We start from the raw sequence: 23,276 nt of genomic DNA, 5'->3' as shown, positions 1-23,276 counted from the left end.
GACCTGCTAAGACAGGCTGGCTGCGTAATCATCGTAGGCGAACTCTTTAACAAGACGAATTTCGCCGCCTGGTTCTTTCACGACGATTGATGGCATCTGAACGCCATTGAACCAGTTTTTCTTGACCATTGTGTAACCCGCAGCATCCTGAATCGAAATTCGGTCGCCAACTTTCAAAGGCTCGGGAAACGCGAATTCACCGAAAATGTCCCCGGCCAGACAGGACTTGCCGCAAATCATATAGCGGTGATCACCCTCGTTCGGCAGGATTTTCGCTTGTTCCCGGTAAATCAAAAGGTCGAGCATGTGTGCTTCAATCGAGCTGTCGACGACGGCAAGGTGCTTTCCGTTAAAAAGCGTGTCCAGAACGCTCACCTCAAGTGTCGCCGCCCCTGTAATCGCCGCTTCGCCAGGCTCAAGATAAACCTGAACTCCAAACCTTTCCGAAAAGGCTTTTAGTCGGGCCGAGAGCTTTTCAACCGGGTATCCATCACCCGTAAAGTGAATGCCGCCCCCGAGGCTGACCCATGAAACCTCTGCAAGCAATGAGCCAGAATCGGTTTCAATATTGCTCAGCATTGCATCGAACAGATCAAAATCTGCATTCTCGCAATTGCAATGAATCATGAAACCGCTGATGCGGCTAATCACCTTTTCGATACGCTCTGCGTCCCATTCACCCAAACGGCTGAATGGGCGTGCTGGATCCGCAAGATCAAAATCAGACGAGCTTACCCGAGGGTTTAGACGAAGACCCCGTTCAATACCCGCTGCTTTTTTTTCAAAACGCTCTAGCTGGTTGATTGAATTGAAGATGATTTTGTCAGCGTAACCGATAACTTCGTCAATTTCACCGTCGCTATAGGCCACACTATAGGCGTGAGTCTCACCCCCAAAATTTTCACGCCCCAACCGCACCTCAAAAAGCGACGATGATGTTGTGCCATCCATATGCGGGCGCATAGCATCAAAAACTGACCAGGTTGCAAAGCATTTCAGGGCGAGCAGCGCCTTTGCCCCGGAAATCGAACGCAGCTTCGCAATCGTTTCCATGTTTCGAGCCAGCTTCGCTTTATCGATCAGGTAATAGGGAGTCTGAAGTTCATTCACGGCATTAACCTTAGGGCAGCTTTAGATCGGCGCAGCTACAGATTCTGCGAAAACTGTTCAAGATAAAGTTTGCAGCATGAGCTTAAAAGTTTAGCCTTCACGCCATTTGCCCAACTCTATCCCATCCAGCGTCCATTCACCAACGCGGTATCGGATAAGCCTGAGCGTCGGAAACCCGATTGCAGCGGTCATACGGCGAACCTGTCGGTTCTTCCCCTCTGAGATCGTTATTTCCAGCCAACTGTCTCGCACCGTCTTTCGGTAACGTACCGCCGGATTTCGTCGCCAAAGATTGGGAGGTTCAATAATTCGATTAACTTCGGCTGGTAACGTTCTGCCATCTTTCAACAAAACACCTTTGCGAAGCTCATCCAGCTTCTCATCACCTGGTTCACTTTCAACCTGCACCCAATAGGTTTTCGATGTTTTGTGTTTTGGATCACTGATTTTGTGCTGAAGCCTGCCGTCATCTGTCAAAACCAGCAGGCCTTCACTGTCTTTATCGAGCCGACCCGCCGCATAAACCCCCGGCACGTCAATAAATTCTGACAATGTTCTTCGCGCAGACCCAACCGTACCCGCATCTGTAAACTGCGAAAGCACACCAAAAGGTTTGTTAAACAGAATTATCTTTCCCATGGCACAAATCTTTGGACGAAGTCAGCGACTGCTGCAACCGGCTCGGTTCGAAAATGATTAGTACCGCTATTCATCAGACAAAATTTCAACGGCATTCAGGCCGGTTTGCCCCATCTGTCGCTCGATCTGCGTTATCAGTATGCGTTTTGACGTTTCAGCAAACCTGTTTGGCAAAGCGCCAAGTTCTTTGCTGCGCGCAAGCAACGTAATGGTACGTGAGATGCCAGCAATTGGCAGAGGTCTGATATTAAGGGGCATTCGTTCGACAAAACCATCAATCAGCAAGCTTGGCGTCAACAAGGTGCATCCCATACCACGTGCAACGCAGGCCGTCACCATGCTTGAACGATCCGCCTGAATAACCCGTGGCGCCTGCAGTTTCAAACGGCGTAAATGCTGCTCTGTCCGCCGACCAATGCTTGTTGTGCTTGCAAAGCGGACAAGCGGTAGTCTCTTGAATATTTCTTCCAGGTTTGACGTTGGACCGTCGTAAGACTTTGGCAATACAAGCAAAAAGGATTCCTTCAGGATCGAATGCCGCTCCAAACCATCCATGTCGTACAGGGGGTTTGAGGTTATGACGAGGTCAACTTGCTTGGTGCGTAACAAGCCTGCGTGATCCGTTTCCTGACCTGCGTAGACCGTCATGTCGTCAACTTTAAATTCGTCCTTCGCAAGCGCAACAAGGTCGGGTGTTAGGGTTGTCGCGGTGGATGCCAGCATACCAACGCGCAGCCTGCTGATTGGGCGTGCACCTTGGTGGCGCATGTCGGTAACAAGATCTTCTACTTCATTCAGAACCCGAAGCGTGTGACGATGAAACAATTCGCCCGCCTGCGTCAGTTTTACTGGTCGAACAGTACGATCTAGAAGCGTCACGCCAAAGGTGGTTTCCAATGTTCGCAAGTGCTGTGACGCGGCTGATTGTGTGATTCCAAGCAATTTCGCCGCGATTGTAACCTGTCCGGTTTCAGCAATGGCAACAAAGACCTCCATCGCCTTTATCAGGTTGTTATCAAAGGAAATTCGACTCACCATAGAAATTCATCCCGGCTAGATCGCTAATACGCACTAGTAGATTAACTAATGTTGTTAATCCGTATTTGCAATTTGCAGAGAGAAAATTCAAACATTTGCCAATGACAGTGAGGCTAACAGGTGAACACTCAACCCCCTGACCCACGAGAAAAGAAACGCCGTTCCGGTGGTCGAAACGGTCACGCCGCAAGCTTGGGCCGAACAACAGAAAAGCGCGCGCCATTCATTGTTCGAAAGATCGGGTGTTTTGAGATTCTGAGCGATGAAGGGCTTTCGCTTATAGAACATAACGCTGATTTGCTTTTGCAGCAGACTGGCATGGAATTTCACGATGACGCCGAAATATTGCAGATATTTCAGGATGCGGGCTGTGATGTCGAAGGGACGCGCGTCCGGTTTGAACCCGGTTTTTGCCGCAAGACCATTCAGGCAACCGCCCCGTCCGAATTTACACAACATGCGCGCAATCCCGAAAACTCCGTCAGAATGGGTGGGCGAAATACGGTATTATGCCCGTCATGGGGGCCGCCCTTTGTGCATGATCTTGACCAAGGGCGCCACTATGCAACGCATGATGATTTCACGCGGCTGGTAAAACTTCACCACACAATTCCCTACCTGCACCATTCAGGCGGTGTCGTATGTGAACCCGTCGATTTGCCCGCCAACAAACGCCATCTCGATATGCTTTATGCCCATATCCGCTGGTCAGACCGGGCGTTTATGGGCGCTTTCATCGGGGCAGAGCGTGCGGGTCATGCGCTTGATATGGCGCGTATTGTTTTTGGCAAAGAATTCGTTGCCAATAATCCGGTCCTTTACTGCGTGTCCAACACCAACGCGCCACTGGTGATGGATGCCAATATGTCCGGGGCTTTGAAAACTTATGCCCGCGCGGGCCAGCCGGTTGCCTGCACGCCGTGGGTCCTTGCCGGTGCGATGAGCCCCTGCACCGTCGCAGGAACGCTGACCCAGGTTCTGGCCGAAGCATTAGCTTCTCTTTGCCTTGTGCAACTTATCAATCCCGGTGCGCCCTGCCTGATGGGCAGCTTTGCCTCTACCCTTTCGATGCAGAATGGCGCGCCCACCTTTGGCACACCCGAGGCTGGTCAAATGGTTCTGGCCGCCGGGCAACTTGCGCGACGCCTTGGGGTACCACTTCATACGGTTGGCACCCTTTCGGCCTCAAAGCTGCCTGACGGCCAATCACAGCAAGAGGCAACATGGGGTCTTATGATGTCTATGTTCGCAGGTGCCAATGTCATCAACCACGCGACGGGCTGGTTGGAAGGCGGGCTTGTGACCAGCTTTGAGAAAACCATGCTCGACGCAGATCTTTGCGGCAAGGTGGCCCGGTTTTTCGACGGAATTGATCTGAGCGAAAATGCACAGGCCATGGCCGCTATTGCGGCAACCGGACCAGGCGCACATTTCCTGGGTTCTGAACACACGCAAGAAAACTTCAGAACCGCATTGTTCCGCCCGGATACACCAGACAACAATTCCTACGAGCAATGGGTTGCAGACGGTGAATTGGATGCAGCAACGCGCGCCAACACGCTCTGGAAACAACGGCTGGAAGGCTATCAAGACCCCGGCCTTGACCCAGCCATAGACGAGGCCCTGCAAACCTACATCGCGAAGCGAAAAGCCGAAAAACCAGATGTGAATTACTACTGAGATGGGGCGGGTTATCATCATAGGCGGCGGTGCCATTGGTCTCAGCCTTGCCTATCATCTGGGCAAGCGGGGGGCAGATGATGTGCTTTTGCTGGAGCGCAATCAGTTAACCTCCGGCACTAGCTGGCATGCTGCTGGCATTGTTGGCCCATTGCGGGCCACACCCAACATGACAAAGCTTGCGATGTATGCAGGCGAGCTGTTTCCGAAACTTGAAGAAGAAACCGGGCTAAGTACAGGATACCGCGAAACCGGTGGATATTGGCTGGCCCGTGTACCAGAACGCATGGATGAGTTGCATAGGATTGCGGCATTGGGCCGTCTTTTTGGGCTGCATCCGAAAATCATTACCCCCAATGACGTTGCGAGCGCCCTGCCCGACATAAAAACCACTGGCCTGATCGGCGGCATGTCGGTGGCCGAAGACGCAAGCGTGAACCCGGTTGACCTGTGCATGGCCTATGCGCGCGCTGCGAAAACAATGGGCGTGGAAATTCGCGAAAACACCGAAGTGGCCGCGCTTGTTTGCAACGGCGCGCAGGTAAAAGGCGTGCGGCTCGCTGATGGCGGAATCATAGAGGCCGACCAAGTCGCGCTTTGTGCAGGCGCATGGTCAAAAAAACTGGCGGATGCCGCTGGTGTCGCCCTGCCCCTGCAAGCGGTCGAGCATATGTATGTTGTGACAGAACCGATGCCCGACCTTGCTCAACCTTTTCCAGTACTACGTGATCTTGATACAGGCATCTACATCAAGGGCGACGCAGGCAAGCTTGTCATCGGTGGGTTTGAGCCAAACGCAAAGTGCTGGGACGCCTATGGCCCCGAGGGCAACCGCCCGTTTCTTGAGATGGCAGAGGACTGGGATCAGTTTACCCCTTTCATGGAGGCGGCCCTTGCCTTGGTTCCCGCGCTGGAAACTACCGGCATTCAGCATTTCATGAACGGCCCGGAAAGCTTTACCGCCGACACGCGACCCTTAATCGGAGAAACGCCAGAAATCGACGGGCTGTTCGTCGCTGCGGGAATGAATTCGGTTGGCATCATGTCCTCAGCGGGCATTGGCCGGGTACTCGCGGACTGGATGGTCGACAAAACCGCACCCATGGAGTTGTGGGAGGTCGATATCGCACGCGTTGACCCCAAAACATCGCAGCCTTCACACATGAAGGACAGGATGAAAGAGGCGGTTTCAGACCTGTTCAAACTGCACTGGCCCTATAAACAACCCAAAGCCGGACGCGGCCTGCGCAAATCTGCTCTGCATGACCACTGGGCCAAAGCGGGTGCTGTCTTTGGGCTGACGGCTGGTTGGGAACGCGGGCTTTGGTACGCGAAAGATGAAACCGAACGAAACCTCCCGTACTCCGTCGGCGCGCAACCTTGGCAGAAGATCTTAGAACGCGAAGCGCCGGTGTTACGCCACGGGACTGCGCTGCTGGATCTGTCGCCCTTTGGTAAATTCGACGTAAGCGGCAAAGACGCTGTGGCGTTCTTGAACTGGATTGCAGCAGGGCAAATAGATGTCTCGGTTGGTCGCGCCATCTACACCCCGCTGATGAACGCGAAAGGCGGTATTGAAGGTGATGTCACAATAACCCGGCTTGCTAAAGATTTGTTCCGTATCACCTCGGGGGCTGCAACCCGCAGCAAAGACATGGCTTACTTGCGCCGCGCCGCAAACGGGTATGAGGTAACAATCAACGACAGAACTGAGCAGGAAGTTGTCCTTGGCGTCATGGGTGCCGGGTCGCGGCAACTTCTGCAAAACCAATCACCTGATGATTGGAATAACTTCCCGTTCTCCACTGCACGCGCTGTCACGCTTTCCGGCATTCCCTGCCGCGCAACACGCATCAGTTTTCTGGGTGAACTTGGTTGGGAGCTTGGCATTCCCGTGCCAAATGCAGGCACGGTTTTCGACGCGCTGATCCGCGACGGGGCCCAGCCAATGGGGCACTATGCCCTGGATGCCTGCCGCATTGAAAAGGGGTTCAAACATTGGGGCCATGATCTTGGGCCAGAGATTAGCCCGCTTGAAGCCGGGCTTGGCTTTACGATTGACTGGACGAAGGCATTTTTGGGTAAGGACGTTCTTGAGGCTCAAAAGGCGCAGGGCTTGACAAAAAAGCTGGTTCTGCTGCACGTCAAAGGTTCGCCGTTGCTCCTGCATGATGAACCCATATGGGAAAATGGCCGCGTCGTGGGGCTGACAACCTCGGGCGCGATTGGGACACGAACCGGGCTTAACCTTGCGTTCGGGCTGATCGAAACAAAAGCTGGTGAACCCCTCTCCGCAACATGTCGTCGTCAGTTCACGATTGAGGTGGCAGGAAAACACTATCCCGCCAAAGCACTTCTTAAACCGCCCTATGATCCATCGGGCGAAAGGATGCGCGCATGACTAACGCACAGGTTTTGATTATTGGCGGTGGCGTGATGGGTGTTTCGCTCATGTATCACCTGACCAAAGCGGGCTGGAAAGATGTCGTACTTGTGGAAAAGAACGATCTCACCCATGGCTCCACCTGGCACGCAGCGGGGCTTTGCACTCATTTCGCGCACAACGCAACAATTCAGGAATTGCGTGCAACATCTGTAAGGCTCTACCGTGATACGCTGCCCCAGGAAACCGGACAGGACGTTGGGTTTCACCCGTCTGGTGCTATGAGAATTACCCGAAACCCGGACCGAATGGATGAATTTGCACATGTCGCAGGGCTGTCGAAGTTTACAAGGTATGAACTGGAAATTCTGACACCCGGGCGGATCGCAGAGTTGCATCCACTTGCCAATCTCGACGGTCTGCTTGGCGGGATATACGAACCTGACGACGGCCATGTGGACCCAACGCTTGCTACCAACGCGATGGCACGTATAGCGACGCAAAACGGTGGCGCAATACAGCGCTACAACCCCGTGCTGTCCATCCGGCGTGAGGGTGACGTTTGGCGCATTGAGACCCAGAAGGGCGCGATCAACGTGCGCCACATTGTGAATGCCGCCGGAACATGGGGCTGGGAAATTGGTCACATGATGGGACTGAACATTCCTTCGGTTCCAATGCTGCACCAATACCTTGTCACAGACACAGTTCCCGAAGTGGCAGACCGCATTGCAGCGGGTAAAATGGAACTTCCTATTATCCGCGATCCCGAAGAAAGCTGGTACGTCCGGCAAGAACGCGACGGGCTGATCCTCGGCCCCTATGAGAGCGAAGCACAGCCATGGTCTGTTGATGGTGTCCCGCCAGATTTTGGTGCTAATTTGATGCCGCCAGACTTTGATCGGGTTGAACACATCATTGAGGCGGCGATGGCGCGAATCCCTGCCCTTGGCGATGGCGGTGTGAAATCTGTCGTCAATGGCCCAATCACCTTTACCCCCGATGCCAACCCGCTGATCGGCCCCGCGCATGGGTTGCAAAACGCGTGGTTGCTAACCGGCTCTTCCATGGGTGTTATGGAGGGTGGCGGCGCAGGTTGGTTCCTTGCGCATTGGATGACACATGGCGCACCCCCCATGGACGCGCTCGCCGTTGACAGCCGGCGTTTTGGCAAATGGGCGGACCGTGACTATCGCGTCGCTAAAGCCGTTGAATGCTTTGGTCTGCAGTTCGGCGTGCATTACCCCTATGAAGAACGCCCTGCCGCCCGAAACAAACGCCTGTCCCCGATCCACGATGAAATGCTGGAACGCGGCGCGGTGATGGGTGCGGCTTACGGCTGGGAACGGCCAAATTGGTTCTCGGATAAAACGGGTGACACGGCGACCCATAGCTTCAGGCGACCGAATTGGTTTGAGCATGTGGCGCGCGAGATCGATACCGTGACAAACCATGTTGGTCTGGCTGATTTGTCTGTTTTTTCCAAGTTTGAGGTCAATGGCCCGGATACACGAGAGTTTATCGATACGGTCGGCGCAAACACGGCACCCAAGCCGGGCCGGATCGGGCTGACACATGCGTTGACCCCTGCCGGGGGGACGCGTTCAGAATTCACAGTGGCCATGCTCACAGATGACCATGCCTACCTAACGTCTGCTGCTGCGGCCGAGGAAATGGACTGGGATTTGCTGAAGGAACACGCGGTTGGTTTCAATGTTGCTGTCAGCAATGTCACCGAAGACCGGGGCGTCTTGGGGCTGATGGGGCCAAAATCCCGTGCAACCTTGGCAAAACTGACGGATCAGAACCTTGATGACGGTTTTCCATGGCTCAGTTCAAAGATCATTCAGATTGCCGGAAAAACCGTTTTAGCCTTGCGCATGTCTTATGTCGGTGAATTGGGGTGGGAATTGCACGCGGCAAGATCAGACTTAAGAGATATCTTTCTCGCAATTGAAACCGCGGGAAAAGAACATTCGCTTGGCTTTTACGGGGCTTATGCTGCCAACTCCATGCGCCTTGAAAAAGGGTATCGCGGCTGGGGGGCTGATCTCACAACAGAACGCACACCAGTTGAAACCGGTGTCGGGTTTCTGGTGAAGCCCGAGGGGCACGAATTTACCGGGCGCGAGGCGTTGAAAGCACGAATGTCACGCGACAACCGATGGGAAATGGTCTTGCTGGAGCTAGAAACCCAAGAGGTTGATCCGTTTTATGCCCACCCTGTTTTTCATAATGGCAAGGCAGTTGGCATCATAACCTCGGGTGGTTTCGGACACCGCACCGGTATGGCTCTGGCGCTGGCCTACCTTCGCATCCGAGGATTGCGAGATGATCTGACCGTCGAAATCCTTGGCAAGCCCTGCAAGGCGACGGTTCTTTCGACGCCACCCTATGATCCTGATAACCTGCGCTTAAGGGCCTGATCCTTTCGGAGAGACACGATGAACGATGAAACCCACCTGAACATAGACTGGTCAACCGAAGCAACGGCGGCCCGGCGCGACACCTACTACGCGGCCTCACAGCAAAAATTTGTACCTTTCAAAGACCCTATCGTCTTTAAGAAAGGGTCGATGCAATACCTTTGGGATGCCGAAGGAAATAAGTACACTGACCTTCTGGGCATGAATGTCTGCATTTCGGTGGGCCATTCGCATCCACGCGTCGTGTCGGCTGCGATGGAACAGGCGCAGGAACTGACTCATTGCACGACGATGTTTCATCATCCCGTTCCCGCTCATTTTGCCGAGGAATTTGCTGCAACAATGCCAAAAGGAAAAGATGACAACATCGAATGGGTGGTGCATTTCACCAATTCAGGTTCCGAAGCAGTTGATCTCGCGATGGCAGTTGCGCGCACCTTTACGGGAAATCTTGACCTACTTGCGCTCCGCTCCGGATATCATGGGCCAACGTCGGGTGCACAGTCGATCACCGGAATCGCAAATTTCCGCCATCCTGGCATGTCAGGCAACGTTGCCTTTGTGCCTGAACCAAACCAGTACCGGGGCATCTTTGGCAAAGGTGCCGATCCTTATCTGGATGAAATCGATCAGACCATCAGAGCGGCAACGACAGGCCGTGTTGCCGGAATATTCGTTGAATCCGTGCAGGGATATGGCGGTATCATCGAAATGCCCAAAGGATACATGTCAGGTGCGGCAGAACGCGTGCGGGCCGCTGGCGGCCTGTACATAGCGGATGAGGTGCAATCAGGGTTTGGCCGCACCGGCGACAACATGTGGGGCTTTGAGGCCGACGGCGTGATCCCCGATATCGTGGTCATGGCCAAGGGCATTGGCAATGGCTTCCCGCTTGGGGCCGTTGTTACGCAGAAACACATCGCAGCGCCGATGGCTGAAAAATTCATGTTCCACACCTATGGGGCCAATCCAACCTGTTGTGCCGCTGGCCGGGCCGTATTGGCCGTAATTCGCGACGAAAAACTACAACCTAATGCAAAGAACGTCGGGAACGCCTTGCTGGCACGTCTTAAAGACCTGCAAGACAAGCACAAGGCGATTGGCGATGTGCGCGGTCGGGGCCTGATGCTCGCCATTGAAATGGTGAAGGACCGGAAAACTAAAGAGCCGGACCCAGAGACGACGGCTGCCGTATTTGAAAACTGCCGCGAATCCGGGCTTATCCTGTCAAAATCCGGCCAGTATCAATCCGTGCTGCGGATGGTGCCGCCGCTTTGCCTGTCGATGGACGACGTCGACACGGTTGCAAACGGGTTAGACCGGGCCTTTAGTGCGCTTCGCTAGGAGCGGTTCAACCCAAGAGATCGTGGCATAGTTCCAGCGCGTCGACCAATACGTCGACTTCTTCCTTGGTATTATACAAACCGAATGACGCACGCGCTGTCGCCGGAACACCAAGGTGTTCCATCAGCGGTTGGGCACAGTGATGCCCTGCCCGCACAGCGATTCCTTTTTTGTCCAGCACAGTTGAAATATCATGAGCGTGGGCCGTGCCATCCAGCGTGAAGGAAAAGATTGCGCCTTTGCCTGCGGATTTTCCCTGAACGCTTAGCCAGTTCAGCCCATCAAGGCGCGAACGCGCATAGTCTCGGAGCGTGCGTTCATGCGCGGCAACATCCTCCATCCCGAGGTTCATCATGTATTCAAGTGCGGCACCAAACCCGATTGTCTGAACGATACCGGGTGTTCCTGCCTCAAACATCATCGGTGGGTCGTTATAGCTGACAGCATCCTTGCTGACCTCGCGGATCATATCACCGCCTCCCATGAAGGGGCGCATTTCAGCCATTCGTTCCTTACGGATGTAGATTGCGCCTGACCCTGATGGACCGTAGAGTTTATGCCCCGTAATCGCATAGAAATCGCACCCGATATCCTGAACGTTTACGGGTGAATGAACAGAGGCTTGAGAGCCGTCAACTAGAACCGGCACGCCTTTTGCCCGCGCACCTTCGCAAATCGATTTAACGTCAACAATTGTACCCAGCACGTTTGACATATGCGTCACAGCAACCAGCTTGGTCTTTGGTCCGATCGCATCCAGAATTTTTTGCGGATCAAGATCACCGTTCGCATCAACATCGACCCACTTCAGCACCACACCCTGACGTTCACGCAGAAAATGCCAGGGTACGATGTTGGCATGGTGCTCCATCACGCTCAGAACAATTTCGTCACCCGCTTCCATACGGGGCATAGCCCAGCCGTATGCGACGGTATTGATCCCCTCGGTCGTACCGGAGTTCAGTACAATCTCCCGCTCATCACCCGCATTCAGAAAGCGTGCGATGGTTCCGCGGACGGCCTCATATTGTTCCGTCATCAGATTGGACAGAAAATGCAGCCCGCGATGCACGTTGGAATAGTTTTCAGCGTAACTTTGTGTGATTGCGTCAATAACCACCTGCGGTTTTTGGGCAGACGCACCGTTATCTAAATAGACCAACGGCTTACCGTTCACCTGACGTGACAGTATCGGAAAATCACGGCGAATAGAGGCAACATCATACATGTTTACGTACCGATCACTGGGCTCACGCCCATCAGGTTAAGGATAACGATGATCGGTATCGCGGCGATCAGCGCGGACAAAAGAACAAGCCCAAGTGTTTTTCCGAGAGACATTCCGCCATGCGCTTCGGCGACAAAATTAAGCATCAGCCAGAACAGATAAAAATAAGTCGCATAGAGCACCATCTGCCCAACCCCCGGGCTGATCAAATAGGCGACAATGCCCGCCACCATCAGAACGATTTCAAAAACGCGCAACCAGATATCTGCCAGCAGGATATCAAAAAAATTGCCCGTGCCACCAAAGGCATTTCCGAGACGCGCGATAACGAAATCAATTAAAATCCGCACAACAAGTGTAAAGAAAACAAGAATAAATGGGCTGGGCAGGACAAGTGGGTTACCTTGCAAATCCGTGACAACAGGCGTCACCATCTCGTGTACGTAATTCAGCAAGGTCGCAACGATAACGCTTATTCCAAGCGCTAACCACAGAGTTTGCCGATTTAGCCCAAGCAACAAAACCCGGCGCATCCCGTCTTTGGGACGTTTAAGCGACAGGCGCAGGGAATCCAGCAGTTCAGTTGTAATTGGGGTCATGTCGCTCTCACTACGTGCTGGTTTACTTTGTTGTTACTCATCATATTCAGCGGTTGGCGTCTCTGGGTGCAAGTCCGCGTGCAACACCAATTGCGACCGTTGTAAAGAACAAAAACCCAAGTCCGGCCATCAGGTTCATCAACTGAAGTTGCATACCAGCCCCGACAAGACCCTCTGTTAACCCTCGCAAAAGCATCAGAGGAGTCGTTACAAGAAGAGCCCAAAATAATGCAAGTCGAACGCGCACCCCGGAGAGCCCGGTTCCTGCAAGTCGCAGTATCAGCCACAAAAGCGCAGACAGCGCATAAAGCACAATTGGCGCAAGGAGGACCGCACCCAGAAAGGACCCATAAGCAAGGCTCGCCAGATTACCGTTCTCCGGAGCCAGATGTGCACTGCGTTGCAACCCTGGAAGCGTCGCAACAAACAGAATAATGCAGGCGCTGATGAGGTAGCCAAGAGCAAGGGGTTCATCATCCCCCTCAATCCGGCGCTCTGCCACAAGACGCGGACGCACATAAGACCGGAAGATATCACGAGTGACAGACATCTTGCTTCCCTTACCCGCGTCGCCTTACAAGCCAGCCCTCAAGTCGAGCTGTCAGATCTTCAGAAATCTCTTCGTTTTCAATTTCGTCAATTGCTTCTGCAAGAAAGGCTTTTACCAAAAGGTCCTGGGCTTCTGTTTCCGGAACACCACGCGATTTAAGATAAAACAAGGCTTCTTCGTCAATCGCACCAGTTGTTGACCCGTGCGAACACGCAACATCATCAGCATAGATTTCGAGCTCTGGTTTAGCTAGAAACTGGCTGTCGCCATCTAAAAGCAAAGCTTGGCTGATCTGATAACCGTCTGTTTTCTGAGCCCCTGCTTTCACAAGAATTTTGCCCTGGAAAACGCCTGTCGCGCCATTTCGCAGCACTTTCTTAAAGACCTGCCTGCTTTCGCAATTTACGGCGTCATGTGTGATGAAAATCGTATCGTCATGGTGAAAATCACCATCCCCCAATGCAGCGCCTGCAACATGGGCAACGGAATCGTCACCTATCATTTCAAGGACAACTTCGTTTCGGGTTAGAACGCCGTTGGCCGTGAGGGTGAAAGATTTAAACGTGCTTTCCGCCCCAAGCCGCCCAAACAAATGGGTGACTGCGCGACGTTCATGATCTCTGCCCTGCGCACGAACATGATGGAAGGCAGCGCCGTCACAAACTTCAACTTCCATAACCTTATTGAAGCGCGCTGCGGCTGGACCATTCTCTAGCACGGTCAGTTCAGCACCGGGTTCAACCTTGATTACGTGATGCAACAATACGTCTGAATCATCTGATCCATGGTTATAAATCAAAGAAATCGGTCTGGCGGCCTTCTTCGTCACATGAATAATGAGGCCATCAGTTGCAAAGGCAGTGTTCATTGCCGCAAGCGGGCGCTGAACGGGGGTCTGACCGTTTGTCTCTAGCTTCCCATAAAGCTCTTTCGCCCAGTGAATATCGCTTTCAGCTGCGTGTTCCAGTCGTTCGATCTTTACACCGGCCATAGCCAGATCATCTGATGCCTCGGGGTCAAAAACGCCGTCAACAAAAACAATCTTCAGCCGATCGATCGCATCAAATACTGGCGGTTCATCCTTCGGATCGAAGACCGCTGCGCGGGGGACTTCGGATGAAGTCAGCGTGTCTGGACGCGTGAACTTCCAGTACTCGTCACGACGCGTGGGCAAACCCATATCCTGCAACCGAGCGAGCGCAGATTTGCGCGCTGCTGTCGCCCAACTCCCACCTTCCGGCAGGGAACAACCTTCCAGCCTTGCCGTCGTTGCATCTTCTTTTGTCTGGCGCAGCGCCATCACGCAACCTCCGCCAAAATATCAGCGTACCCATTGTGTTCAACTTCCAGCGCCAATTCAGGCCCGCCGGTTTTCACAATGCGGCCATCTGCCATGATGTGGACGACATCAGGTTTAATATGATCCAGAAGCCTTTGATAATGCGTGATAACCAGAAACGAACGCCCCTCGTCACGCAGGGCATTCACACCTTCTGCCACAAGTTTCATTGCATCAACATCAAGACCTGAATCGGTTTCATCGAGAATGCACATTTTAGGCTCAAGCATCGCCATTTGCAGAATTTCATTGCGCTTCTTTTCGCCGCCCGAAAACCCGACGTTCACGGGCCGCTTCAGCATGTCCGCGTCGATCTTTAAGGTCTTGGCTTTTGCCCGGATAAACTTCAGAAAATCTGCCGCACTCATCTCTTCTTCACCGCGCGCCTTGCGTTGGGCATTCACCGCGGTCCTTAGGAACGTCATGTTCCCAACGCCCGGAATTTCCACGGGATATTGAAAAGCAAGAAACAGGCCAGCCGCGGCGCGTTCTTCAGGCTCCATTTCCAGTATGTCTTCACCGTTTAGCGTAACGGTGCCCTCAGTCACTTCGTAACCGTCACGTCCTGACAGAACATAAGAGGTCGTTGATTTTCCAGACCCATTCGGTCCCATAATAGCGTGCACTTCACCCGCACCAATCGACAAGGAAACGCCTTTAAGGATGACCTTGTCTTCCTCTTCAAGTTTGACGTGCAGATTATTGATTTCTAACATTTTAAACTCTTCTTCACCATCTGCGCCAAGCGACGCTTTGCTTTAACTTTTGTGGCCGCGAGGGCCGATCATTCCGTTCCAGAAAGGGTCTTATCGAACATTCGCAGCCTTACTTGCGCCCTTCAAGAACGGTTTGGGCAAACAGGCTGCCCAGAAAACCAGATGTCCCAGCCCCTAACAGAAGCGCTGTTACAGTCATTGTCGGAAGTACGATGTTCAGTAAAAATCGCAAAAACCGTACAAAACCCACCTGTGAGCAATGCTGCAATAATCGAAATCCTTTTGCCATTTTCCAACAACCGTATCACCTTACAATACCGTGGGCATTAGCCCGGAAACCGCAGCAACGGCGGTTCCGAACAAGAACCCCAGCATCATCCTTCTCAATCCTGTTCGACCTGTCATAAGTGTCAAAGCAAGAATTCCAAGAACGAGGGCAACCACAACCGATAACAATCCAAACCCTGCAGTTCCCGCCAGAACGTTAATCATCTCGGGAGACTGCTCCCATTCCGCCATAATCAGATCGTAGTTCGCGTTGGCAAAATTCACGCAACTGATCGCAATGAACCCCCACAACGCGCCCAAAAAAGCCCAGCCAATATTCATTAGTGAAAATGCCGGGTTTTCTTCGATGTTCTGAGCGACCAAAACAGGTTCAGAAACAGGCGAACCTACATTATTCTTGTGTTCTATCCTTCGAAGACGGTCCTGAAATGATTCAGACAAGGGATTTACCCTCGCTTCTAGAACCGTTCTGACAACTCAACACCCTAGCCATTAGCCCACTGAACCTTCTAAGGAAATCGCGACAAGCGCTTGGGCTTCAAGCGCGAATTCCATCGGCAAGGCCTGTAGAACGTCTTTGACAAAACCGTTTACAACAAGCGCCACGGCCTCTTCTTCGTCCATTCCGCGCTGGCGGCAGTAAAACAGCTGTTCATCATCAACTTTGGACGTCGTTGCCTCGTGTTCAACCCGACTGCTGTTGTTCCTTACTTCGATATAAGGAACGGTATGCGCACCGCATTTGTCACCAATCAGCAGAGAGTCACATTGCGTGTAGTTCCGGCTGTCCTTTGCCTTGGGGTGCATCGAAACCAGCCCGCGGTAGGTGTTCTGCGCCTTCCCGGCACTGATCCCTTTTGAAACGATCCTGGATTTTGTCTTCTTTCCAAGGTGGATCATTTTGGTGCCGGTATCGGCCTGCTGCATATTGTTGGCGATCGCGATAGAGTAAAACTCTCCTTGGCTTTCGTTGCCACGGAGGATGCAGGAAGGATACTTCCATGTCACGGCAGACCCGGTTTCAACCTGTGTCCACATCACTTTGGACCGGTCCCCGCGACAATCCGCGCGTTTGGTGACAAAGTTGTAGATGCCGCCAACGCCGTTTTCGTCACCGGGGTACCAGTTTTGAACGGTGGAGTATTTAACTTCGGCGTCTTCTTCGATGATGATTTCAACCACGGCGGCATGAAGCTGTGCGACATCGCGTTTCGGTGCTGTGCAGCCTTCCAGGTAACTCACGTAGCTGCCTTTATCAGCAATGATCAGGGTACGTTCAAATTGCCCTGTGTTTTCCGCGTTAATGCGGAAATATGTACTCAGCTCCATCGGGCAACGAACGCCCGGCGGCACATAAACGAATGAACCATCTGAAAACACTGCAGAATTCAGTGTGGCATAGAAGTTGTCAGATGCCGGAACCACCGTTCCAAGGTACTTTTTAACCAGTTCCGGGTGCTCGCGGATTGCCTCTGAAATCGAACAAAAGATGACACCGGCTTTTTTCAGTTCTTCCTGAAACGTTGTTCCAACGGAAACGGAATCAAACACCGCATCGACAGCAACTTTGCGCCCCTCGGCCGGGGCACCCTCAGCCCCTTCCACACCCGCCAAAATCATCTGTTCTTTCAGTGGTATTCCCAGCTTCGCATAAGTTGCGAGCAGCTTGGGATCTACATCGTCAAGAGATTTTGGCTTCACTTCCATACTTTTCGGGCGGGCGTAGTAGTAGATATCCTGAAAGTCGATTGTCGGATAGCTGACCATTGCCCACGTCGGTTCTTCCATCTGTTCCCAACGGGCAAAGGCAGACAAACGCCACTCCGTCATCCATTCCGGTTCTTCATTTTTACCAGAGATCAAACGAACGATATCGGTGTTCACGCCTTTTGGCGCGTATTCCATTTCGATATCTGTTTCCCAGCCGTACTTATACTTTCCGGACAAAGATTGCACCGCTTCTACAGTTTCCTGATCGACGCCTTCTTTTACGTCTACATCCTCAAAGACAGCCATAATCTTACCCGTTCTCTTTAACTTTCATAGGCTTAACGCCCGATCCTCAAGCAGCGCGTGCGCGGAATTTCTGGTAATGCGCCGCCCATGTATCTGCAAAGCGCAATACGTCATCCTCGCTGGTCGTTGGCCCAAGGGACACCCGGATCGCTGATCCTGCAGTTTCCTTGTCATAGCCCATCGCCAACAGCACTGGGCTTGCCTTGACCTTACCGGATGAACAGGCCGACCCCGCCGAAACGGCAAAGCCTGCAAGGTCCATCTGCATCACCTGTGTCTCACTTTTCCATCCCGGAACAGCGAAGCAAGAGGTGTTTGGAAGTCGTTTCGCGCCTTTCCCGACAAAAATAGTACATTTTACAGATTCTGCCAGTTCTTTTTCTAGAATGTTTCTAAGTTTCTCGACCCGATCCCACATTCCATCGGCCAAATCGCGCGTTGCAGCTTCGGCTGCGGCACCAAATCCAGCGATCCCAATCAGGTTTTCGGTACCGGACCGACGCCCCATTTCCTGACCGCCACCTTTAATTTGTGATGGTAAATCAACGCCCTGCCGCAGCACAACAGCCCCAACACCCTTTGGGCCACCCAGTTTATGCGCAGAGACAAGTGCCATTTCGGCCCCGCACCAACTGAAGGCAAACGGAAGTTTGCCGAAAATCTGGGTCGCGTCTGTGACTGCGAGCCCCTCAGGTAGTTCCTGCAGAATTCCGGTTTCGCTGTTCGCCGCCTGAAGCGTCGATGACACAGGATCTGTCACCTCGACCGCCCCGTCCGCACTGACGTTCAGGGTGGGGTTAATCCAGCTTGCAACGGCGTCATGTTCAACGAGCGCTCCGTTCAGGTTACGACCGGCAAGCGCAAGCGCGGCGCCTTCCGTTGAACCAGAGGTAAAGACAATATCCGCCCCCAAAGCACCGAAAGCTTCGGCGACCTGCGCGCGCGCACGCTCAACAATCGCTTTTGCGGCGCGGCCTTCTGCGTGCACGGACGACGGATTGCCGAACACATCCATCGCCGCAATCATGGCTGCGCGTGCTTCGGGGCGAAGCGGCGTTGTCGCGTTCCAATCCAAATAAGTGCGGGTCAACTTTCATCAACCACTTCAAACAAATTTGGTACCGCAGGACATGGCGTAAGGTCGTTCTTCACAACATCAGAAAGACGGGTCTGATGCAAAAATACATAGACATGCGCTGACAACCCTTCCCAAAGCCGGTTGGTAAGCGATTGCGCCCTTGAACCAGACACAGCGCCCGATGCCCCCGCCCCCGTGTGCATCGCCGAAACGGTTTCATCAACTGCGGCCAAAACATCCACAACTCTTATTTCCGAGGGTGCGTGCGCAAGCCTGTACCCACCACCCGGCCCGCGGACCGATTCTACCAGATCTGCACGGCGCAGCTTTACGAACAATTGCTCCAGATAGGGCAGCGACACGTCCTGGCGTTTGGATATTTCGGCAAGCGAAACCAGTGATCCTTTGGGCTGAAGTGCCAGATCAGCGAGCGCAACCATTGCATATCGGCCTTTTGTGCTGAGTTTCATTGGTCTTTCCCTGCAAAAACATTGACGTGCGGCTGTTGTGGCCTTAACTCCGTAACAGCCATCCGGCATACCCGTCGGAATTTAGAATTGTTCTAATGTAGTCGAGTGATTTCGTCAAGAATACCGCCTGCTTAGCAAAAAGAGAGACAAGGACAGCAATGCCCGAGGTTATATTCCCGGGGCCGGAAGGCCGCCTTGAAGGACGCTACCACCCGCAAAAAGAAAAAGACGCACCAATTGCGATCATTTTGCATCCGCACCCGCAGTTTGGTGGCACGATGAACAATCGCGTCGTCTATAATCTGCACTACACCTTCTACAATATGGGGTTCACCGTTTTGCGGTTTAACTTCCGGGGTGTCGGCAGGTCACAGGGCGAGTATGACCAAGGTATTGGCGAATTGTCAGATGCGGCGTCTGCGCTCGACTATCTGCAATCGATGAACCAGAACTCAAAGCACTGCTGGGTTGCCGGATTTAGCTTTGGTGCCTGGATTGGCATGCAGTTGCTGATGCGCCGGCCAGAGATCACCGGATTTATTTCGGTTTCCCCGCCCGCAAACATGTATGACTTCAGCTTTCTCGCACCCTGCCCGGCGTCTGGTCTGATTATCAACGGCACCAACGACCGGGTTGCACCGCCGCAGGATACGCACACGCTTGTTGAAAAACTACACGAGCAAAAAGGCATCACGGTTACCCATCAGGAAATCGAAGGGTCCGGACATTTCTTTGAAGACCCTCATATGGACACGATGCTTAGCTCGGTTGATGCCTATGTCCGGCGCCGGCTGACCGAAACAACACGCTAACTTACAAAGCCAGGGGTTTTATAACGATGGGCATTGTAGAAGATCTTGCAGATGAGCTCGCAGTAGATGCGCTTGCAACCTCTGAACGTCTGGAGAACGAAAAAATCATTCTTGAGGTTTCAGAAATACTGGGCGCAAGTTCGACCACTGCTCAAGAAGCTTATTTGACGGCAATTCGTGTGCGCCGCGCAGAAGCAAGAGCGCGTAAATATCTTGAAGAATGCCGAACGAAAGCCGCAAAAGCGCAATGACAACGCGCCTGACGCAGCAGTTCGCCTTTCTTCAGGAAATTGACAAACTCAAGGGTATTCTTCGCGCGACAGCTATTAACGACGGCTCCCGCCCGGAAAATTCTGGCGAACACAGTTGGCACATTGCCATGTATGCGATGGTTCTGGCCGATCAAGCGGGCTCTGAAGTCGATATCACCCGTGTTATCAAAATGCTGCTGATCCACGATATCGTCGAAATCGACGCCGGTGATGCGCCGATACATTCGCAGTTCGATACTGCCGATCAAGACGCAAAAGAACAGCGAGCGGCTGATCGGATTTTCAACTTGTTGCCCGAAGATCAGTCAAAGGAGTTTCGCGCGCTTTGGGATGAGTTTGAAGCTGCAATCACCCCTGACGCAATTTTCGGCAAAGCGATTGATCGTGTTCAGCCGCTTCTGCTTAATCTTGCGAATGATGGGAGCAGTTGGAAGCAATACGACGTTAGGCTTGCGCAAATTGATAGCCGTATAGGCGAAAAGGTTAACAAGGGCGCACCCTGGGTCTGGGCCTATATACGCGAGAAGATCAAGCCATGGTTCGCTGCGCGCGGTCTTGACTAGAACCGGCTTGCGACATTTACGTATACAATCGTATACCGTCTTCCCTTGCTGAAGAATTTAGCGTAGAAGACGCGGGAATTTGATTCACTTAGCAAAGAGGCCAACCCCATGACCAAGATCAAGGTGGAGAATCCCGTCGTCGAACTCGACGGAGACGAAATGACCCGCATCATCTGGGATTTTATCAAAAAGAAACTGATCCTTCCTTATCTGGATTTAGATCTGCTCTATTACGATCTCGGCATGGAAGTGCGCGATGAAACGAACGACCAGATCACCATCGACGCCGCCGAAAAAATCAAAGAAGTCGGTGTTGGTGTAAAATGTGCAACCATCACACCGGATGAAGCGCGCGTTGAAGAATTTGGTCTGAAACAGATGTGGCGCAGCCCCAACGGAACCATCCGCAACATCCTTGGTGGTGTTGTGTTCCGCGCACCAATTATCTGTTCCAATGTCCCGCGGCTTGTTCCCGGCTGGACCCAACCGATTGTTATCGGTCGCCACGCCTTTGGTGACCAGTATAAAGCAACAGATTTCCTGATGCCCGGCCCCGGAAAGCTTACAATGAAATTTGTTGGCGAAGACGGAACAGTGATCGAGAAAGAAGTGTATGACGCGCCATCCTCTGGTGTGGCTATGGGTATGTACAATCTTGATAGCTCTATTATCGATTTCGCTCGCGCCTCTATGAACTACGGCCTGAAGCTTGGCTGGCCAGTTTACCTGTCGACGAAGAACACGATCCTGAAGGCCTATGACGGCCGCTTTAAGGACCTTTTCCAGAAAGTCTTTGACGAAGAGTTCGCTGGCAAATTCGAAAAAGCAGGCATCACTTATGAGCATCGCCTGATCGATGACATGGTCGCCGCTGCAATGAAGTGGTCCGGTGGCTTTGTTTGGGCCTGTAAAAACTACGATGGCGACGTTCAGTCAGACACAGTTGCGCAGGGCTTTGGCTCGCTTGGCCTGATGACCAGCCAGTTGATGACCCCGGATGGAAAGGTTGTTGAGGCAGAGGCCGCCCACGGCACCGTGACCCGCCACTACCGTCAGCACCAAAAGGGCGAGGCAACGTCAACAAACTCCATAGCATCGATCTATGCTTGGACAGGTGGCCTGAAGCACCGTGCTAAACTGGATAGCAATGACCAGTTGATGCGGTTTGCTGAAACGCTGGAAAAAGTCGTTGTTGATACCGTTGAAAGCGGCTTCATGACCAAAGACCTTGCTCTGCTTGTTGGACCAAACCAGAAATGGCTGACAACCGAAGGCTTCCTGGAAAAAGTTGATGAAAACCTGAATGCCGCTTTAGCGGGTTAATATTTCATTCGAGAGACAAAGAAAGGGCGGGGTGCGTATGCGACCCGCCCTTTCCCGTATCCATGCATAAATTCTGCTTTGATTCCATATTGATGTGAGTGGTGGCAATCAAAACAATCAGCCGGATACTCCCCCTCCCAGAGTCGTCTCTAATGGTGCAGGGTTGTTACTTTCCGCGATTGTGCGTGCGCGCATATATTTCAGCGACCATCCGGCTTGCGGTTTTTTCGAACATGCATGGAATAACCGCATGCACCATCGCCGCAAAGCCAGCAGCAAGAAGTCTCAGTGAAAAGCCCGACGCAAATCGCGCATGCTCGAGGTAAGTTTCTTCTACGCTTCGCGGATGCTCTAGAAAAACTTTGGTAATCATTTCAATTCCCTTCTTGGTCCTGTTCAAACCGAGATTAAAACAAACCGGTTGTGAATTTTTCCCATCTTTCTACGGTTTCTGCTTTTTTAGGTGAAATTTTCCCAATATGATTCACCTTATGGCTATCATTGATGAAACAGACCGCAAAATATTAAAAGAATTGCAACGTGACGCCTCTTTGGGGCTCGAGTCGCTCGGGGAAAAGGTGCATCTTTCGCGAAACGCCTGTTGGCGCCGGATCAAAGCGCTGGAAGATTCCGGTGTTATTCGGGGCCGCGTCGCGTTGCTTGAACCAGGCAAGGTCGGGCTTGGTTTGACCGTCTTCATGTTTATCCGAACCAGTTCTCACGATGCGAACTGGCTGACCAAATTCGCACGTGCGACAAGTGATATGCCGGAAGTTTTAAGCGCGTACCGCATGACAGGTGATCTGGACTATCTGATCCGCGCCCGCGTCAGCGACGTCGCCGGATATGACCAACTTTATCAGAGATTGATAAACAAGATTGATATGTCGGACGTTTCTGCAAGTTTTGTCATGGAAGAATTAAAAGAAACGACTGAACTGCCCTTGTAAGCAACGAAAGAGACAACAATGCCAATTCATTATGTTTATCTGATACTTGCAGTCATGGCCGAAACGATTGGAACAACAGCCCTTCAGGCAAGCCATCAGTTTTCCCGGCTCATTCCATCAATCATTGTTGTTGTTGGCTACGGTATTTCCTTTTACCTGCTGGCGCTGACTCTCAAATCTATGCCAGTCGGCATTGTTTATGCGATATGGTCGGCCCTTGGCATCGTCTTTATCGCAGCAATCGGTTTTCTGGCGTTTGGCCAGAAACTCGATTTTGCCGCTATTCTGGGGATCGGCTTTATACTGCTTGGTATTCTGGTCATTCACCTCTTTTCGAATTCTGCGACACATTAAACGCTATATTCTGGCGCAATCGCCGGGATTTGTGCTTTAGGGCTGGTCTTTTCTGCGCCTGCACGGTACGCCGCGCGCGAACAGGACAAGGCTACCTT

General features: G+C 52.6%; 23 protein-coding genes. 10 read left to right on the top strand and 13 right to left on the bottom strand.

Going from position 1 to position 23,276, the window contains the following annotated elements; genetic code table 11:
- Positions 1-6: 6 nt before the first annotated feature.
- The 3 genes from nspC to J4E70_RS04175 all read right to left on the bottom strand — a co-directional run bounded on the left by nspC (position 7) and on the right by J4E70_RS04175 (position 2,787).
- Positions 7-1,110, bottom strand: a complete 1,104-nt coding sequence (gene nspC / locus J4E70_RS04185; protein ID WP_213887835.1) for a carboxynorspermidine decarboxylase — start codon at positions 1,108-1,110, stop codon at positions 7-9.
- 90 nt (positions 1,111-1,200) lie between these two features.
- Positions 1,201-1,749 (bottom strand): pseudouridine synthase, encoded by a 549-nt coding sequence (locus J4E70_RS04180; RefSeq protein ID WP_213887834.1) that lies wholly within the window; start codon positions 1,747-1,749, stop codon positions 1,201-1,203.
- 66 nt (positions 1,750-1,815) lie between these two features.
- Positions 1,816-2,787: a LysR family transcriptional regulator gene (locus tag J4E70_RS04175; protein WP_213887833.1), complete on the bottom strand. Its 972-nt coding sequence runs from the start codon at positions 2,785-2,787 to the stop codon at positions 1,816-1,818.
- 120 nt (positions 2,788-2,907) lie between these two features.
- Between J4E70_RS04175 and J4E70_RS04170 the strand changes: the two genes are divergently transcribed.
- Genes J4E70_RS04170 through J4E70_RS04155 form a run of 4 tightly spaced genes read left to right on the top strand, consistent with a single transcriptional unit; the run spans position 2,908 to position 10,620 of the window.
- On the top strand, positions 2,908-4,467 hold the full coding sequence (locus J4E70_RS04170) for a trimethylamine methyltransferase family protein (protein ID WP_213887832.1): 1,560 nt from the start codon (positions 2,908-2,910) through the stop codon (positions 4,465-4,467).
- A 1-nt stretch (position 4,468) separates the two neighbouring features.
- The gene (locus J4E70_RS04165; RefSeq protein WP_213887831.1) at positions 4,469-6,868 is read left to right on the top strand and encodes a GcvT family protein; all 2,400 of its coding nucleotides are present in this window, start codon (positions 4,469-4,471) and stop codon (positions 6,866-6,868) included.
- Positions 6,865-9,276, top strand: a complete 2,412-nt coding sequence (locus tag J4E70_RS04160; RefSeq protein ID WP_213887830.1) for a GcvT family protein — start codon at positions 6,865-6,867, stop codon at positions 9,274-9,276. Before J4E70_RS04165 ends, J4E70_RS04160 begins: the two co-directional genes overlap by 4 nt.
- 18 nt (positions 9,277-9,294) lie before the next feature.
- Complete coding sequence (locus J4E70_RS04155) at positions 9,295-10,620, top strand: aspartate aminotransferase family protein (protein ID WP_213887829.1); 1,326 nt, start codon at positions 9,295-9,297, stop codon at positions 10,618-10,620.
- Positions 10,621-10,627: 7 nt separating this feature from the next.
- Here J4E70_RS04155 and J4E70_RS04150 read toward each other — a convergent pair whose 3' ends face one another.
- The 9 genes from J4E70_RS04150 to iscR form a co-directional block, all read right to left on the bottom strand.
- Entirely contained in the window at positions 10,628-11,848 is a 1,221-nt protein-coding gene (locus J4E70_RS04150) for a cysteine desulfurase (RefSeq protein ID WP_213887828.1), read from the bottom strand.
- A 2-nt stretch (positions 11,849-11,850) separates the two neighbouring features.
- Positions 11,851-12,447 carry a hypothetical protein gene (locus J4E70_RS04145; RefSeq protein WP_213887827.1) on the bottom strand — a complete coding sequence of 199 codons (597 nt, stop codon included), beginning with the start codon at positions 12,445-12,447 and terminating at the stop codon, positions 11,851-11,853.
- A 46-nt stretch (positions 12,448-12,493) separates the two neighbouring features.
- Positions 12,494-12,997 (bottom strand): YIP1 family protein, encoded by a 504-nt coding sequence (locus J4E70_RS04140; RefSeq protein WP_213887826.1) that lies wholly within the window; start codon positions 12,995-12,997, stop codon positions 12,494-12,496.
- A gap of 10 nt (positions 12,998-13,007) precedes the next feature.
- Positions 13,008-14,297 (bottom strand): Fe-S cluster assembly protein SufD, encoded by a 1,290-nt coding sequence (sufD, locus tag J4E70_RS04135; RefSeq protein WP_213887825.1) that lies wholly within the window; start codon positions 14,295-14,297, stop codon positions 13,008-13,010.
- Positions 14,297-15,052 (bottom strand): Fe-S cluster assembly ATPase SufC, encoded by a 756-nt coding sequence (sufC, locus tag J4E70_RS04130; protein ID WP_213887824.1) that lies wholly within the window; start codon positions 15,050-15,052, stop codon positions 14,297-14,299. Before sufC ends, sufD begins: the two co-directional genes overlap by 1 nt.
- A gap of 309 nt (positions 15,053-15,361) precedes the next feature.
- Positions 15,362-15,781: a hypothetical protein gene (locus J4E70_RS04125; protein ID WP_213887823.1), complete on the bottom strand. Its 420-nt coding sequence runs from the start codon at positions 15,779-15,781 to the stop codon at positions 15,362-15,364.
- Between the two features lie 51 nt (positions 15,782-15,832).
- A complete protein-coding gene (gene sufB, locus J4E70_RS04120; RefSeq protein WP_213887822.1) occupies positions 15,833-17,356 on the bottom strand; it encodes a Fe-S cluster assembly protein SufB in 1,524 nt (507 codons plus the stop codon).
- Positions 17,357-17,402: 46 nt separating this feature from the next.
- Positions 17,403-18,446 (bottom strand): cysteine desulfurase family protein, encoded by a 1,044-nt coding sequence (locus tag J4E70_RS04115; RefSeq protein ID WP_213887821.1) that lies wholly within the window; start codon positions 18,444-18,446, stop codon positions 17,403-17,405.
- Positions 18,443-18,904, bottom strand: a complete 462-nt coding sequence (gene iscR, locus J4E70_RS04110; RefSeq protein WP_213887820.1) for a Fe-S cluster assembly transcriptional regulator IscR — start codon at positions 18,902-18,904, stop codon at positions 18,443-18,445. The genes J4E70_RS04115 and iscR overlap by 4 nt, the downstream gene beginning before the upstream one ends.
- 158 nt (positions 18,905-19,062) lie before the next feature.
- On the opposite strand from iscR, the gene J4E70_RS04105 reads away from it, so the two are divergent.
- The 4 genes from J4E70_RS04105 to J4E70_RS04090 all read left to right on the top strand — a co-directional run bounded on the left by J4E70_RS04105 (position 19,063) and on the right by J4E70_RS04090 (position 21,874).
- On the top strand, positions 19,063-19,716 hold the full coding sequence (locus J4E70_RS04105; RefSeq protein WP_213887819.1) for an alpha/beta hydrolase: 654 nt from the start codon (positions 19,063-19,065) through the stop codon (positions 19,714-19,716).
- A 26-nt stretch (positions 19,717-19,742) separates the two neighbouring features.
- Complete coding sequence (locus J4E70_RS04100; protein ID WP_213887818.1) at positions 19,743-19,967, top strand: hypothetical protein; 225 nt, start codon at positions 19,743-19,745, stop codon at positions 19,965-19,967.
- Positions 19,964-20,551 carry an HD domain-containing protein gene (locus J4E70_RS04095; RefSeq protein ID WP_213887817.1) on the top strand — a complete coding sequence of 196 codons (588 nt, stop codon included), beginning with the start codon at positions 19,964-19,966 and terminating at the stop codon, positions 20,549-20,551. Before J4E70_RS04100 ends, J4E70_RS04095 begins: the two co-directional genes overlap by 4 nt.
- Positions 20,552-20,659: 108 nt before the next feature.
- Positions 20,660-21,874: an NADP-dependent isocitrate dehydrogenase gene (locus tag J4E70_RS04090; RefSeq protein WP_213887816.1), complete on the top strand. Its 1,215-nt coding sequence runs from the start codon at positions 20,660-20,662 to the stop codon at positions 21,872-21,874.
- A 166-nt stretch (positions 21,875-22,040) separates the two neighbouring features.
- Here J4E70_RS04090 and J4E70_RS04085 read toward each other — a convergent pair whose 3' ends face one another.
- A complete protein-coding gene (locus J4E70_RS04085; RefSeq protein WP_213887815.1) occupies positions 22,041-22,247 on the bottom strand; it encodes a DUF6356 family protein in 207 nt (68 codons plus the stop codon).
- A gap of 118 nt (positions 22,248-22,365) precedes the next feature.
- Between J4E70_RS04085 and J4E70_RS04080 the strand changes: the two genes are divergently transcribed.
- Positions 22,366-22,824 (top strand): Lrp/AsnC family transcriptional regulator, encoded by a 459-nt coding sequence (locus tag J4E70_RS04080; RefSeq protein ID WP_213887814.1) that lies wholly within the window; start codon positions 22,366-22,368, stop codon positions 22,822-22,824.
- An 18-nt stretch (positions 22,825-22,842) separates the two neighbouring features.
- Entirely contained in the window at positions 22,843-23,178 is a 336-nt protein-coding gene (locus J4E70_RS04075) for a DMT family transporter (protein ID WP_213887813.1), read from the top strand.
- Positions 23,179-23,276: the final 98 nt, after the last annotated feature.

The organism is Pseudohalocynthiibacter aestuariivivens, from assembly GCF_018457175.1.
GTDB lineage: Bacteria > Pseudomonadota > Alphaproteobacteria > Rhodobacterales > Rhodobacteraceae > Pseudohalocynthiibacter > Pseudohalocynthiibacter aestuariivivens.
The sequence above is the reverse complement of the archived record's forward strand: the minus strand, read 5'-3'. Positions and strand labels throughout refer to the sequence as shown.

Bases quoted from the DNA above. Each gene is read 5' to 3' on its own strand.
- J4E70_RS04180 (WP_213887834.1), bottom strand. From the start codon at position 1,749: ATGGGAAAGATAATTCTGTTTAACAAACCTTTTGGTGTGCTTTCGCAG.
- J4E70_RS04175 (WP_213887833.1), bottom strand. From the start codon at position 2,787: ATGGTGAGTCGAATTTCCTTTGATAACAACCTGATAAAGGCGATGGAG.
- J4E70_RS04165 (WP_213887831.1), top strand. From the start codon at position 4,469: ATGGGGCGGGTTATCATCATAGGCGGCGGTGCCATTGGTCTCAGCCTT.
- J4E70_RS04160 (WP_213887830.1), top strand. From the start codon at position 6,865: ATGACTAACGCACAGGTTTTGATTATTGGCGGTGGCGTGATGGGTGTT.
- J4E70_RS04155 (WP_213887829.1), top strand. From the start codon at position 9,295: ATGAACGATGAAACCCACCTGAACATAGACTGGTCAACCGAAGCAACG.
- J4E70_RS04150 (WP_213887828.1), bottom strand. From the start codon at position 11,848: ATGTATGATGTTGCCTCTATTCGCCGTGATTTTCCGATACTGTCACGT.
- J4E70_RS04145 (WP_213887827.1), bottom strand. From the start codon at position 12,447: ATGACCCCAATTACAACTGAACTGCTGGATTCCCTGCGCCTGTCGCTT.
- J4E70_RS04140 (WP_213887826.1), bottom strand. From the start codon at position 12,997: ATGTCTGTCACTCGTGATATCTTCCGGTCTTATGTGCGTCCGCGTCTT.
- sufD (WP_213887825.1), bottom strand. From the start codon at position 14,297: ATGGCGCTGCGCCAGACAAAAGAAGATGCAACGACGGCAAGGCTGGAA.
- sufC (WP_213887824.1), bottom strand. From the start codon at position 15,052: ATGTTAGAAATCAATAATCTGCACGTCAAACTTGAAGAGGAAGACAAG.
- sufB (WP_213887822.1), bottom strand. From the start codon at position 17,356: ATGGCTGTCTTTGAGGATGTAGACGTAAAAGAAGGCGTCGATCAGGAA.
- iscR (WP_213887820.1), bottom strand. From the start codon at position 18,904: ATGAAACTCAGCACAAAAGGCCGATATGCAATGGTTGCGCTCGCTGAT.
- J4E70_RS04105 (WP_213887819.1), top strand. From the start codon at position 19,063: ATGCCCGAGGTTATATTCCCGGGGCCGGAAGGCCGCCTTGAAGGACGC.
- J4E70_RS04100 (WP_213887818.1), top strand. From the start codon at position 19,743: ATGGGCATTGTAGAAGATCTTGCAGATGAGCTCGCAGTAGATGCGCTT.
- J4E70_RS04095 (WP_213887817.1), top strand. From the start codon at position 19,964: ATGACAACGCGCCTGACGCAGCAGTTCGCCTTTCTTCAGGAAATTGAC.
- J4E70_RS04090 (WP_213887816.1), top strand. From the start codon at position 20,660: ATGACCAAGATCAAGGTGGAGAATCCCGTCGTCGAACTCGACGGAGAC.
- J4E70_RS04085 (WP_213887815.1), bottom strand. From the start codon at position 22,247: ATGATTACCAAAGTTTTTCTAGAGCATCCGCGAAGCGTAGAAGAAACT.
- J4E70_RS04080 (WP_213887814.1), top strand. From the start codon at position 22,366: ATGGCTATCATTGATGAAACAGACCGCAAAATATTAAAAGAATTGCAA.
- J4E70_RS04075 (WP_213887813.1), top strand. From the start codon at position 22,843: ATGCCAATTCATTATGTTTATCTGATACTTGCAGTCATGGCCGAAACG.